The sequence below is a fragment of the Nocardia coubleae NBRC 108252 genome (genome assembly GCF_001612805.1).
GTDB classification, from domain to species: Bacteria; Actinomycetota; Actinomycetes; order Mycobacteriales; family Mycobacteriaceae; genus Nocardia; species Nocardia coubleae.
In genome coordinates, this window is record NZ_BDBD01000029.1 from 13,067 (window position 1) to 25,823 (window position 12,757).

At 69.0% G+C, this 12,757-nt stretch carries 12 protein-coding genes; 6 read left to right on the forward strand and 6 right to left on the reverse strand.

Features of this window, described 5'->3' with window-relative positions:
• The first annotated feature begins 128 nt into the window (after positions 1-128).
• Entirely contained in the window at positions 129-1,628 is a 1,500-nt protein-coding gene (locus tag NCO8_RS28765) for an alpha/beta hydrolase (protein ID WP_067644504.1), read from the forward strand.
• Positions 1,629-1,631: 3 nt separating this feature from the next.
• Here the strand turns inward: NCO8_RS28765 and ppc are convergent, their stop codons facing one another.
• The 3 genes from ppc to NCO8_RS28780 form a co-directional block, all read right to left on the reverse strand.
• A complete protein-coding gene (gene ppc / locus NCO8_RS28770; RefSeq protein WP_067644506.1) occupies positions 1,632-4,403 on the reverse strand; it encodes a phosphoenolpyruvate carboxylase in 2,772 nt (923 codons plus the stop codon).
• Between the two features lie 58 nt (positions 4,404-4,461).
• On the reverse strand, positions 4,462-4,998 hold the full coding sequence (locus tag NCO8_RS28775) for a sugar O-acetyltransferase (RefSeq protein WP_210740905.1): 537 nt from the start codon (positions 4,996-4,998) through the stop codon (positions 4,462-4,464).
• 61 nt (positions 4,999-5,059) lie between these two features.
• A complete protein-coding gene (locus NCO8_RS28780) occupies positions 5,060-6,127 on the reverse strand; it encodes an ABC transporter substrate-binding protein (protein WP_067644516.1) in 1,068 nt (355 codons plus the stop codon).
• An 83-nt stretch (positions 6,128-6,210) separates the two neighbouring features.
• On the opposite strand from NCO8_RS28780, the gene NCO8_RS28785 reads away from it, so the two are divergent.
• The 5 genes from NCO8_RS28785 (at position 6,211) to NCO8_RS28805 (ending at position 11,236) form a co-directional block, all read left to right on the forward strand.
• Positions 6,211-7,242, forward strand: a complete 1,032-nt coding sequence (locus NCO8_RS28785) for a FecCD family ABC transporter permease (RefSeq protein ID WP_210740880.1) — start codon at positions 6,211-6,213, stop codon at positions 7,240-7,242.
• On the forward strand, positions 7,239-8,321 hold the full coding sequence (locus tag NCO8_RS28790; RefSeq protein ID WP_067644525.1) for a FecCD family ABC transporter permease: 1,083 nt from the start codon (positions 7,239-7,241) through the stop codon (positions 8,319-8,321). Before NCO8_RS28785 ends, NCO8_RS28790 begins: the two co-directional genes overlap by 4 nt.
• Complete coding sequence (locus NCO8_RS28795; protein WP_067498488.1) at positions 8,321-9,121, forward strand: ABC transporter ATP-binding protein; 801 nt, start codon at positions 8,321-8,323, stop codon at positions 9,119-9,121. The genes NCO8_RS28790 and NCO8_RS28795 overlap by 1 nt, the downstream gene beginning before the upstream one ends.
• A 9-nt stretch (positions 9,122-9,130) precedes the next feature.
• Positions 9,131-9,760, forward strand: a complete 630-nt coding sequence (locus NCO8_RS28800) for a TetR/AcrR family transcriptional regulator (protein WP_067644528.1) — start codon at positions 9,131-9,133, stop codon at positions 9,758-9,760.
• Between the two features lie 90 nt (positions 9,761-9,850).
• The gene (locus NCO8_RS28805) at positions 9,851-11,236 is read left to right on the forward strand and encodes a lipase family protein (protein ID WP_067644532.1); all 1,386 of its coding nucleotides are present in this window, start codon (positions 9,851-9,853) and stop codon (positions 11,234-11,236) included.
• A 74-nt stretch (positions 11,237-11,310) separates the two neighbouring features.
• Here the strand turns inward: NCO8_RS28805 and NCO8_RS28810 are convergent, their stop codons facing one another.
• The 3 genes from NCO8_RS28810 to NCO8_RS28820 are packed head-to-tail and all read right to left on the reverse strand — an operon-like array spanning position 11,311 to position 12,753.
• Positions 11,311-11,913: a GTP-binding protein gene (locus tag NCO8_RS28810; protein ID WP_210740879.1), complete on the reverse strand. Its 603-nt coding sequence runs from the start codon at positions 11,911-11,913 to the stop codon at positions 11,311-11,313.
• Positions 11,897-12,328: a DUF742 domain-containing protein gene (locus NCO8_RS28815; protein ID WP_067644537.1), complete on the reverse strand. Its 432-nt coding sequence runs from the start codon at positions 12,326-12,328 to the stop codon at positions 11,897-11,899. The genes NCO8_RS28810 and NCO8_RS28815 overlap by 17 nt, the downstream gene beginning before the upstream one ends.
• A complete protein-coding gene (locus NCO8_RS28820; protein WP_067498499.1) occupies positions 12,325-12,753 on the reverse strand; it encodes a roadblock/LC7 domain-containing protein in 429 nt (142 codons plus the stop codon). Before NCO8_RS28820 ends, NCO8_RS28815 begins: the two co-directional genes overlap by 4 nt.
• Between the last annotated feature and the right edge of the window lie 4 nt (positions 12,754-12,757).

Here is a 12,757-nt window from a genome sequence, read left to right on the forward strand (position 1 = left end):
GGTCGCCGCCACCGGAGCGATGTGCCTGCGGCGCGGACTCGACAGACTCGATCATGTACCAGCCGGACACGAGCCCCCGCTGACGGTCTGCTCGTGGTAGGCGCCATTTCGTCGGGGAGTAGCAGCGAATGAATCGACAACGGACCTGGAGCCTGCTTGCCGTGCTCGGTCTCACCGGAGCGCTGGTCGGGTCGCCCATCGTGGTCGCGCAGCCGACCGACGATCCCACAGCGCAGGTGCGGTGGGGCGCATGCCCGGAGGGGGTCGAAGATCCCGCGGCCGGGCCTGCCCAGTTGCAGTGCGCCACCGTGGCGGTGCCGTTGAACTACAACGAGCCCGAGGGCGTGCGGATCGAGATCATGATCTCGCGGCTGGCGAGCAAGAACGCGGACAAGCGTCGCGGCGTGTTGTTACTCAACCCCGGTGGTCCAGGTGGTTCGGGCTTGGACCAGCCCAAGTTCCTGGCCGCTCACGGATTGCCCGCAGAGGTGCTGGACAGCTATGACGTGATCGGTATGGACACCCGCGGGGTAGGGCATTCGGCACCGGTGAGCTGCGGATTCACCGATGACCAGGCGTACTTCGGCAATATCCCGCCGTACGCGGTGAACGACGCGGCGGTCACCGAACGGGCCGGCGTCGCCGAGGGGGTTGCCGAGCAGTGCGCGGCCAACGACCACGAGGGCCGGTTGCGCCACATCTCGACGGCGAACATGGCTCGCGACCTGGACCGGATCCGGGCGGCGCTGGGTGAGGACAAGGCAAACTTCCTCGGTTACTCCTACGGCACCGCATTGGGCGCCGCGTACGCCTCGATGTTCCCGCAGCAGGCCGACCGCATCGTGCTCGACAGCAATATCGGCGACACCCACCTCGACCACGACGGGATGCGCCTGTACGGCCTCGGCATGGAACAGACGTTTCCCGACTTCGCGCAATGGGCCGCCGACCGCCACGACACATACGGCCTGGGCCGCACATCGGAAGAAGTGCGGCACACGTACTTCACCCTCGCCGAGCGACTCGACGCGAACCCGGTGGACGGAATGGACGGCAGTCTCTTCCGTTTCGGTACCTTCTTCACGCTCTATCGCCCGGCGCTGTACGCGTCGGCCGCCGAGAGCTGGAAGTCGCTGCTCGAAACCGGACATCCCGGGCCCGCGGGCGGCCGCCCGCCGGGTACGGGCGCGCCTTCGCCGAACGACAACGGCTGGTCGGTCTTTCTGGCCGTGACCTGCAACGACGTCGAATGGCCCGAAGACATAGGGACCTACCGGCGTGCCGTCGCCGAGGACCGGGAACGGCACCCGCTCTACGGTGCGGCCGCCGCGAACGTGATGCCGTGCGCCTACTGGAAGCTCGGGCCGTCCGAGCCGCCGGTGCGGATCGACAACACCGGCCCGGCCGATGTGCTGATCGTGCAGAACCAGCGCGACCCGGTCACCCCGCTACGCGGCGGCGAGCTGCTCGACGAGAAGTTCGGTCAGCGGTCCCGCTTGGTCACCGTCGACGGGAGTGGGCACGGGGTCTACCTTCTCGGCGACAACCCCTGCGCGACCGACGTCGTCACCGGCTACCTGGTGGACGGCACCATGCCCGGCCACGACATCACCTGTCACGCGGGCTAGGACCTAACCCGAGTTGCGCAGGGCGGTGGCGAGACCGTTCATGGTGAGCAGGATGCCCCGCTTCACCAGTTCGGAATCGTCGCCCCCGCGCAGCCTGCGCAGCAGGTCGACCTGGAGCTGGTTGAGCGGTTCCAGGTAGGGGAAACGATTGTGGATCGACTCCGCCAGCGACGGGTTGTCGCTGAGGAGTTCGTCGTGGCCGGTGACCGCCTTGTACATGCGGATGGTTCGCGCGTGTTCCTCGCGGATCATCCCGAAGATCGTGTCGCGCAGGTGTTCGTCGTCGACGAGGTCGGCGTAGCGGGCGGCGATGTCGAGATCGCTCTTGGCCATTACCTGCGCCAGGTTCGACAGCACGGTGCGCAGGAAAGGCCAGCGCCGGTAGAGATCGGTGAGCCGGGCCAAGCGCGCCGGATCGTCGCCTACCCAGTCCTCCAGTGCGGTGCCGGTGCCGTACCAACCCGGCAGCATGACGCGGGCCTGGCTCCACGCCATCACCCACGGGATCGCCCGCAGGTCCGACACCGAATTGGTCGGTTTGCGAGAAGCCGGGCGGCTGCCGATATTGAGGTCGCCGACCTCGGCGACCGGGGTGGACTGCCGGAAGTACTCGACGAAGCCGGGGGTGTCGTGCACCAGGTGCGCGTAGGCGGCGCGGGCCCGGGTCGCCAGGTCGTCGAGCAGTTCGTAGGCGGGTTCGGCGTCGTCGCCGAGGCCCTCCACGTCGAGCAGGGTGGATTCGAGGGTGCCCGCGATGAGTGACTCCAGGTTGCGATGTGCCGCACCGGATTCGGAGTACTTCGCGGCGATCACCTCGCCCTGTTCGGTGAGCCGCAACGACCCGCGCACCGCGCCGGCCGGCTGGGCGAGGATCGCGTCGTAGCTGCGACCACCACCACGTCCGACGGTTCCGCCGCGACCGTGGAAGAGCCGCAACCGGATTCCCGATTTGCGCGCCACCTCGACCAGGTCCAGTTCGGCGCGGTAGAGCGCCCAGTTCGCCGCCAGGTACCCGCCGTCCTTGTTGGAATCGGAGTAGCCGAGCATCACTTCCTGCCGCATCCCGGCGGCGGCGACGAGGTCACGGTACACCGGAACCTCCAGTGCGGCAGCAAGAGTCGCCGCGCCCGCACCGAGGTCCTCGATGGTCTCGAACAGCGGGACGATACCGACCGGGCTGTGCGGTGAACCGTCGGGCGTGCCGGGGTCGAGGATCCCTGCCTCCTTGAGCAGCAGGGCGGCCTCGAGCATGTCGCTCACCGAGGTGCACATGCTGATGATGTAGTTCGGCACGGCGGCGGCGCCGAAGGTGTCGATCACGTCCTTGGCGGCCCCCAGCACACCGAGTTCCTTGGCCGCCAGCTCGCTCAGCCGCGCGTTCGGGCCGAGAAGTGGCCTGCGCGTGCGCAATTCGGTGGCCAGCAGGTCGACCCGTTCGGCTTCGCTCAGGCTCGCGTAGTCCTGGTGCGCACCCGACCACGCGAGCAGTTCGGCGACGACCTGTTCGTGCACCTCGGAGTTCTGGCGCATGTCGAGACCCTGCAGGTGGAACCCGAAGGTCTCCACGGCGTGACGCAGGGCGGCGAGGCGGTCGTCGGCGAGCAGGGCGTCGCCGCTGGCGCGCACGGAGGCATCGATCGCGTCCAGGTCGTCGAGCACGGCCTGCGGGGTGGGGTACGGCGCGGCGTCTGTGGTGAGACCGTTGTCCGGGAGCCGGTCCAGCGCGCGGCGCGCGGTGGCACTGAGACGGGCCCGGATCGCGTGCAGGGCACGGCGATACGGCTCGTCGGCGAACACGGCCGGGTCGTCGTAACCGGCCTCCGCGAGCGCGGCGACCGCCGGGCTCACCCGCACCAGCCGCGCCGACTGCGACAGCGACTTCTCCAGTTCCACCAGCTCACCCAGGTAGCGGCCGAAGGCGTAGGCGGCGGCCTGCTCGGCGGCGGTGTGCACGACTTCGGCTGTCACATAGGGGTTTCCGTCGCGGTCGCCACCGATCCAGGACCCGGGGCGCAGGATCGGGCGCTCGAGCAGGTCGACATCGGGCCAGCGGGAACGCAGGGCCGCACGGACCTCGGCGTTGATCGCGGGGATCACGTCGTAGAGGGTCAGGTCGTAGTAGCGCAGGCCCACCGAGATCTCGTCCTGAATCCGCAAGCGCGCCAGGCGGATCAGCGCTGTGCGCCACAGGGTGAGCACTTCACGGCGAATGCGCAGTTCGGTGTCGTCGTAACCGGGATCGCCGGGCTCGAGCCTGCGCCGCAACCGCATCAGAGCGGTGATCTTGGCCTGCACGTCGAAGACCGTGCGCCTGCGCGTCTCGGTGGGGTGCGCGGTGATCACCGGCGACACCAGGGCGTCGGTGAGCTGTTCGGCCACGCTCGTGCCGTCCAGGTCGGCGGCGTCGAGCTTGTCGTAGGTCGCGGCCAGCGAGGAGTCCTGCGGCGGTTCGCCCGCCGCCACGTGCGCGGCGCGGCGGCGGTCGCGCTGGATGTCCTCGGCCAGATTGGCCAGCAGCACGAAGTAGCTGAACGCCCGGATCAGTGGCAGCGCCACCTCGGTGGGGGTGCCGTCGAGCATGTCGGCGACGGCGCTGCGCTCCACTTCCTCACGACGCACCCGGAATGCCTCGATGCGGACCCGCTCGATGAGGTCGAACACCTCGGGTCCTTCGTGGTCACGGATGGTGTCACCGAGGATGCCGCCGAGGAACCGGATGTCCTCGCGCAACGGCCGGGTGGCTTCCTGCTCCTGCACGACTCGCGATTGGCCCATGAACAGACAGTATTGCCGCCGACCCACCGAACGCGACCCGGCGACGCGCGGATCACACCTACAGCGCCCGGATCACCCTGGCCGGATTACCCGCCGCGAACACGCGGTCGGGCAGGTCGCGGGTGACCACACTGCCCGCACCGACCACCACGTCGTCACCGATGGTGACTCCGGGACACACGATGACTCCGCCACCGAACCACACGTTGTTCCCGATCCGGATCGGCGCCGCCGATTCCCAGCGCTGCCTGCGCTTTTCGTGATCCTGCATGGGGTGAAGCGCGGTGAGCAGCTGACAGCGCGGCCCGATCGAACAGTCGTCGCCGATGGTGATCGGCGCGCAGTCGAGCAGGATCGCGTCGTAGTTGAGGAAACTGTTGGCGCCGATCTCGATCAGATAGCCGTAGTCGCACTGGAATCGCGGCATGATCCACGACCCCTCCCCCAGTTTGCCGAGGAGATCGCCCAGCAACTCGGTCCGCCGATCGGTTTCGTCGGGCCCGGTGCGATTGAACTCGTCGCACAGCCGTTGCGCCCGTTGCCGTTCGGCCACGAGTTCCGGATCGTTGTCCTTGTACAGGTCCCCCGCCAGCATGCGCTGCTTCTGTTCGCCCACCCCGCCGAGTGTAGAGGTGGGCGAACAGAAAGCTCCGCGCCTACTTCGCCGGGTCGACGCCGAAGGTCGCGGCGATGTCGTCGAGTACCGCGTGCGCGCCGGTGAGACCGACCGAGGTCAGCCAGACCAGGTCGTCGACCGGGGTGATCTTGCCGCGCAGCTGGTTCCACAGCGGGTTGGCCTCGGCGGCCGCCTTGCGCTGGGTGGCGGCGTCCTCGCCGCTGCTGGTGAGGAAGACGTAGTCGGCGTCGGCGTCGAGCAGTCGCTCCGGGCTCAGCGTGATCGCGAAGTCGTTCTTCGGGTCGGCGGACTTGTCGGGCTGGTTCAGGCCGGTGTCGGCGAAGATGTCGCCGATGAAGCTGACCCGCTGCATGAGCCGGTCCTCCTTGCCCATGAAACGCAGCAGCGAGACGGTGGGCGCGGTGCCGCCGTTCTTCGCCTTGATCGCCGCGCCGATCGCGGCGGCACGGTCCTGGTAGGCGGTGAGTTTGGCCTTGGCGAGGTTCTCCTTGTCGACCGCCTTCGCGAGCAACAGCAGGTTCTCCTTCCAGGTGGCGCCGGTGGTCTGGCTGAACACCACCGGCACCGTGCCCGAACCGAGCTTGATGCCACGGAACTGCTCGTACTGCTTCTCGTGACGCACCTTCGCCGACACGATCAGGTCCGGGCGGGCGCCGGCCAGTTTCTCGATGTCGGGGGTCTGGACGTTGCCGATGTTGACCGCGCGGCCGCCGCAGGTCTGTGCCGACGCACCGAGGAACGCGGGCAGCTTGTCCCCCATGGACTGGTAGGTCGTGTACGCGACGAGCTCGGTATCGAGCACCAGGGCGGCGTCGACGAACGTCTGATCGAGCGCGGCGACGCGGACCGGGCGGGTGGCGATGGTCGCCGGGTCGACGACGGTGCCGACATCCGCACCCGCCGCGTCCTTGACCGCGCCCTTCTCGATGGTGCGCGGATAGGCGCCGCCGTCGAGATTGCTCGCGGTGTCGCAGTCACTGCTCGCGGCGCCGGGGTTCGCGCGTTCCTGGCCGCACGCGGAAAGACTCAGTACGGCAGCGGCGACTGCCGCGGCGGCGGCGAGCCGACGGCTCAGTGGGGTATTCATCGACGTCTCCCGGGTGGTTCGGTTGTCCTCAGGGTTGCTAACGTAGCGAAGCCTTACCTAATTACCAACTATGAAGAGGGAAAGTGACCGCATCGCCGCCCGGAGCCGTGTTCGCCGACACGCGGTCTCGCCGGTTGCTACTCATCGCGGGTCTGCTGGTCGCGGTGCTCGCGGCCGTGCTGCTCAGCATGGCCGTCGGCTCGAAATTCATCGCTCCCCTGGATGTTCTGCAAGCGCTCGGCGGCACCACCGACACCGAGACCGGTGCCATCGTCAACGGCCTTCGGCTGCCGCGCACCCTGCTGGGGATCCTCGCCGGGCTCGCGCTCGGCATCGCGGGCGCGGTGATCCAGGGCCACACCAGGAACCCGCTCGCGGATCCGGCGCTGCTCGGCATCACCCAGGGTGCGGCGCTCGGCATCGTCGCGGCGGTGATGGTCGGTGGCATCTCGAGCCTGTTCGGCTATGTGTGGTTCGGTTTCGCGGGTGCGTTGATCGCCACCGTCACGGTTTTCGTCATCGGGACGACGGGACGGGGCGGGCCGACCCCGGTGACTCTCGCGCTGGCCGGCGCCGCCGTCAGCTACCTACTGCAGGGTCTGATCTCGGCGGTGGTGCTGTTCGACACCGACGTCACCGATATCTACCGCTTCTGGAAGGCCGGGTCGCTGGCCGGAACCAGCCTCGACTTGCTGGGTAAGGCAACACCTTTCGTCGTCGCCGGGATCGTGCTCGCCCTGGCCAACACCTCCGCGCTCAACGCGCTCGGCCTGGGTGAGGACACCGCCCGCGCGCTCGGTCATCGCGTGACCCTGGCCCGCACCGTCGGCATCGGCTCGATCGTGCTGCTCACCGGCGCGGTGGTGGCGATCGCCGGGCCGCTCGGGTTCGTCGGACTCGTCGTTCCGCACCTCGCGCGTGGCATCACCGGACCCGACTACCGCTGGCTGGTTCCGGTCGCCGGGCTGCTCGGTGTGATCCTGGTGCTGGCCGCCGACATCGCGGGACGAGTGGTGCTGGACAAGGGCGAACTACCCGCGGGCATCATGCTCGCCTTCGTCGGCGTGCCGTTCTTCATCGTGCTCGTCCGTCGCCGGAAGCTGGTGACCGTATGAGTACCGTGCGGGCGGTCCGGCTGGGACCGGTGTCCTGGCAGTTGCGATTGCGCACCACGGCGGTCCTGTTGCTCGGCGTGGCGGTGCTCGGTGTCACCAGTTGTGTCGCGCTCGCACTCGGCACCTACACGATGCCCGACGGCGGCCCCGTCACGCCGCTGGATGTGCTCGCGGTGCTCACCGGTGGCGGCGACGACGGGCTGGCATACGTGGTGTGGGATCTGCGGCTGCCGCGGATTCTCACCGGTGCGCTGGTCGGCGCGGCGCTCGCGTTGTCCGGTGCGATCACCCAGGGCATCGCGCGAAACCCGTTGTCCAGTCCCGATATTCTCGGTGTCACCGCGGGCGCGAGCGTCGCCGCGGTCGCGGTGATCGCGCTGTCGGGCAGCCGGGGGCAGGTCAGCGGCGCGGTGGCCGAGATCGGGGTGCCGGTGGCATCCATGCTCGGCGGATTACTCGCCGCGCTGGGAGTTTTCGTGCTCGCCTGGCGCGGTGGGATCGAAGGCTATCGACTCGTCCTGGTCGGCCTCGGCGCCGGTTCGCTGCTGTCCAGCGTGACGTTCTGGCTGCTCAGTGTCGGGGAAGTCGATGTCGCGACGCGGGCGGTGACCTGGCTGACCGGCAGCCTCAACGGCAGCGGCTGGATCCAGGTGACACCGGTCGCCATCGCCCTGGCCGTCCTGGTACCGGTGGTGCTCGCGGGCACCCACCTGCTCGGCGCCCTCCACTTCGGCGACGACACCGCCCGCTCGCTCGGCATCCGGCTCAACACCGCCCGCCTGACCCTGCTGGTGCTGGCGGTACTGCTCGCCGGAGTCGCGACCGCCTCGGCGGGGGCCGTCATCTTCATCGCCCTCGCGGTGCCGCAGGTGGCGCTGCGGCTCACCGGTTCGGCCCAGCCACCGCTGCTCACCTCGGCGATCCTCGGCGCGGCCTTCACCGTCGCCGCCGATCTCGTCGCCCGCACGCTGCTGCCCTCGGGCGAGCTGCCCGTCGGGGTGGTCACCGCCGTGCTCGGCGCCCCCTATCTGATCTATCTGTTGATGCGGCGCAATCGCGCCGGGAAAGCGGGCGTGTGATGACCGTTCGGCTCCAGGCCGACGCCTTGACCCTCGGTTACGGGACGACCACCGTCGTCGACGGGCTGGATCTCGAGGTCACCGGCGGCACGATCACCGCGGTGATCGGACCCAATGGTTGCGGAAAATCCACGCTCCTGCGCGCGATGGCCCGGCTCCTGCGGCCCACCGGTGGTCATGTGCACCTCGACGGCAAACGCATCGACCGGATGTCGACCAGGGACGTGGCGCGCGTACTCGGCATCCTGCCCCAATCCCCGCTCGCCCCGGACGGTCTCACCGTCGCCGACCTCGTCGCGCGGGGCAGGCACCCGCACCAGCGGTGGTACCGCCAGTGGTCCCAGGACGACGAGTCCGCCGTCACCGAGGCGCTGACCTGGACCGATATGGTCGAGTTCGCCGACCGCTCGCTCGACGAACTGTCCGGCGGGCAACGCCAACGCGCGTGGATCTCGATGGCGCTGGCCCAGAACACCGACCTGCTGCTGCTCGACGAACCGACCACCTTCCTCGACCTCGCCCACCAGATCGAGGTGCTCGACCTGGTCCGGCGGCTGCACGCCGAAGCGAACCGCACGGTGGTGATGGTGCTGCACGACCTCAATCTCGCCGCACGCTATGCCCACCGGCTGGTCGCGATGCGGGCCGGACGCGTGGTCGCGGCGGGCACGCCCGCCGAAGTGCTCACCGAGGACGTGGTGGCGCAGGTGTTCGGGCTGCGCGCGAAGGTGATCGAGGATCCGGTCACCGGCACTCCGCTGGTGGTCCCGATCGGACCCGTCGAGGCGGCCACCTCGTAGGGTCGTGGGGTGACATCTGGGCGCACTCGGCACAATTACACCGGCACTTCGGTCGCCGAGCGGCAGGTCGAGCGTCGTGCGCTGTTCATCGAGGCCGGGCTGACCGTCTTCGCGGAGAAGTCGTACGCCAACAGTTCGCTCACCGATGTGTGCGCCGCGGCCGGTCTGTCGCGGCGGCAGTTCTACGAGCAGTTCGCCGGACGCGAGGAACTGCTGGTCGCGGTGTACGACACGGTGCAGGGTAGGGCGCGTGACGCCGTGCTAGCCGCGCTGGCGGCCGTCGGCACCGACGATCTGCGCACCCTCATCGAAGCCGCGCTGCGGGCTTACACGACAACCATCACCGACGACATCCGGGCGGCCAAGGTGGCGTTCGTCGAGATCGTCGGGGTGAGCGCCTCGGTCGAGGAACACCGGGCTCGGGTCCGGGATCAGTGGGGCGAGGTGGTCGCCACCGTCGCGGCCGCGCGCGACGGTGTGCGCACGCCGCCGGGCGGTTGGCGGATGGCGATGGCGGCCTTCATCGGCGCCGTCAACGGCGCCGTGCACCAGTGGAGTCTCGACGACCCCCGGCCGCCCGTCGACGATCTCGTCGATGTCTTCACCACCCTGCTCAATGCCCTGACCGCGCCTGCGTAACCCGCAGCTGATTGCGATCCACACCACACTCGTGCCATAGTAGCCGCCATTGAGACGAAGGCGTCTCAATTCCTGTGAGGACTGTGCACGATGAGATCTCCCCTGATTCCGCGTTGGCTAGCCCTGGCCACGAGCGTGCTCGCGGCGGCAACGCTGGTGGCGGCCGGTCCGGTCGCGGCCGAGCCGGCGGCGATCCCGCCCGCCCCGGTGATTCCGCTGCCGCCCGAGCTCGACCCGGATTTCTACCTCCCGCCCGCCGATGTGGTGGCGGCGACCGAACCCGGCGCGATCATCGCGGCCAGGCAGGTCACCATCGCCGACTTCGGCGTGCTGCCGGTCGAGGTCGACGCGTGGCAGGTGTCCTACCGCTCCAACAACAGCCGCGACGAGGCGATCCCGGCCGTGGCCACGCTGATCAAGCCACGTGGACAGGCGATCTCACCGCGCAAGCTGCTCTCGGTCCAGCTGGCCGAGGACTCGACCGCGGGCTATTGCGCGCCGTCCTATGCGCTGCAACATCTTTCGGTCGCGCCGGTCGCCGGGCAGATCGTGGTGCCCGCCGAATTCCTGTTCGCGCAGGCGGCGCTGGCGCAGGGCTGGGCGGTCGTCGTGCCCGACCATCAGGGTCCGTACTCGGCCTATGCCGCCGGGCCGCTGGCTGGCCGGATCACCCTCGACGGAATTCGCGCCGCAACGGGATTCGCACCGCTCGAGGTGGGGCCCGACGCACCGGTGGGCCTCTACGGGTACTCCGGCGGGTCGATCGCGACCGGGCACGCCGCCGAGCTGCACGCGAGTTACGCACCCGAACTGAAAATCGTCGGCGCGGCCGAGGGTGGGGTCGGCGCGGATCTGGGTGCCGCCCTCACCATGGCGAACAACCAGCTCACCTCCGGCCTGGTCTTCGCCGCCGTCCTCGGCCTCACTCGCGAATACCCTGATTTCGCAACCTATCTCGATCAACGACTGAACCCGCTCGGCAGGGGGCTGATGGCGGTCAAGTCGCCGCTGTGCGTGCAGTACCAGTCGGCGCTGCTGCCGTTCCTCGACCTCACCGGCATGATCGGTTCCGACGGCAACCCGCTCGACGACCCGCCGGTGGCGGCCATGCTCGACGACACACGCATGGGCAAGTCCGTCCCCGATATGCCGCTGTTCCTGTGGCATTCCGCGTGGGACGAGATCCTCCCCCTCGCCGCGACCGACACCCTGGTCGACACCTACTGCCGGGATCCGAACACCTCCCTGACCTACACCCGCGACCACGCCAGCGAACACATCGTCGCCGAGGTCGTCGGCGGCCCCGCCGCCCTGCTCTGGCTGCGCGACCGGCTCGACGGGGTCCCTGCACCGCAGGGCTGCACCACCTCCGACGCAGGGACCATGGCCGCCACTCCCGGCGCCCTGTCCTTCCTCGGCGACACCCTGTCCGCCAAGTTCGCCACCTTCTTCGGAGCCCCGCTGGGCAGCCGCTGAGGCATCGGATGTCGTGGCGGCGCGTGCCATACCGCACCATGCGACACCCTGCCCCACCGCTCCGCCGACCCTGCTCAGCTGACTTCCCGGCGGCGGGGCAGGGCGCGGTGCAGCAGGACCTGCTCGAGGAGTGCCACGAGGATGTCGCGCACGGAGTCGCGGTCGCGGGCGTCGCAGTCCAGGACGGGGATCCAGTCGTCGAGGCCGAGGGCTTCGCGGACTTCGGACAGGTCGAAGTGGGGTGTGTCCGGGAAGCGGTTGACCACGACGACGAACGGAGTGTTGTGGTCTTCGAAGTAGTCGAGGACGGGATAGCAGTCTTCGACGCGGGCGGTGTCGACCACTATCACCGCGCCGAGGGCGCCGTCGACGAGGTCGTCCCACAGGAAGACGAAGCGGTCCTGGCCTGGGGTGCCGAACAGGTACAGGATCAGCGAGCGGTCGAGGGTGATGCGGCCGAAGTCCAGCGCGACCGTGGTCGCGGTCTTCTCGGCGTGGCGGCCGGGGTTGTCGACGCCGATCGACACCTCGGTCATCGCGGCCTCGGTGACCAGTGGCTCGATCTCGGAGATGGCACCGATGAAGGTCGTCTTGCCGACGCCGAAACCGCCGCTGACCACGATCTTCACCGATGACGGCGGCGACGCTGCGCCGCGGATTTCAGAGTGCGCGGACAAGGTCGGTGATCCTTTCGATGGCGGCGGTCGTCAGCTCGGGCGCGTCGCGCACGGTCACCTGACCGGCTGCGGCCAGATCGCTGACGATCACCTTGGCGATACCGGCCGGAACCCGCAGAGCGGCACCGATTTCGGCGATGGAGTGGGGATGCTGGCACAACCGCACGACAGTGTGCTCCTCGAAACGCAACGGTGCCGACAAGGCCGAAGGTGCTGCCACGACCAGGGTTTCGAGGCGCAGGCCGTCGAGGACCGGGACCGTGCGGCCCGCGGTGACGACGAAGGGGCGGACGAACCGATCGTCGTCGGTGTCGTCGGCCGGCCGGCTGACTGGTGGCCCGGCGCTCCAGCTCGTCGGCTGGTTCAGCGGGACCATGCGTGGGTCGGGCAGGCGGGGGCGGTCGGAATCCCTCATCGGCGCAACGTCTCTCGCAGCTCACCGATCAACATCGGGTCCAGCAGAGCGCCCGCTCGTTCGGCGAGCACAGCCATCTCGTAGCCGACCAGACCCACATCGCAGCCACCGTCGGCGATCACGCCGAGGCAGCTGCCGTCGCCCAGCGCCGAGACGAGCAGGAAGCCGCGCTTCATCTCGATCAGGATCAACTTCAGGCCGTCGAAGTCGTAACTGCGCGAGGCACTTCGGGCCAGGCTGGACAGTCCTGACACCATGGCGGCGAGCCGATCGGCGCCCGTACGGTCGAGACCTTCCGACATAGCGATGAGCAGGCCGTCCGACGAAACGGCGACCGTGTCGCGCACCCCATCGGTATTGCGCACGAAATTGCCCAGCAGCCAGTTGAAGGTGTGCGGGTCGGCGGTCGGGAGGTGAGCGGTCACCGTG

Excerpts from the sequence above, each read along its gene's own strand:
- NCO8_RS28765 (WP_067644504.1), top strand. The coding sequence starts at position 129 with ATGAATCGACAACGGACCTGGAGCCTGCTTGCCGTGCTCGGTCTCACC.
- ppc (WP_067644506.1), bottom strand. The coding sequence starts at position 4,403 with ATGGGCCAATCGCGAGTCGTGCAGGAGCAGGAAGCCACCCGGCCGTTG.
- NCO8_RS28775 (WP_210740905.1), bottom strand. The coding sequence starts at position 4,998 with ATGCTGGCGGGGGACCTGTACAAGGACAACGATCCGGAACTCGTGGCC.
- NCO8_RS28780 (WP_067644516.1), bottom strand. The coding sequence starts at position 6,127 with ATGAATACCCCACTGAGCCGTCGGCTCGCCGCCGCCGCGGCAGTCGCC.
- NCO8_RS28790 (WP_067644525.1), top strand. The coding sequence starts at position 7,239 with ATGAGTACCGTGCGGGCGGTCCGGCTGGGACCGGTGTCCTGGCAGTTG.
- NCO8_RS28795 (WP_067498488.1), top strand. The coding sequence starts at position 8,321 with ATGACCGTTCGGCTCCAGGCCGACGCCTTGACCCTCGGTTACGGGACG.
- NCO8_RS28805 (WP_067644532.1), top strand. The coding sequence starts at position 9,851 with ATGAGATCTCCCCTGATTCCGCGTTGGCTAGCCCTGGCCACGAGCGTG.
- NCO8_RS28815 (WP_067644537.1), bottom strand. The coding sequence starts at position 12,328 with ATGAGGGATTCCGACCGCCCCCGCCTGCCCGACCCACGCATGGTCCCG.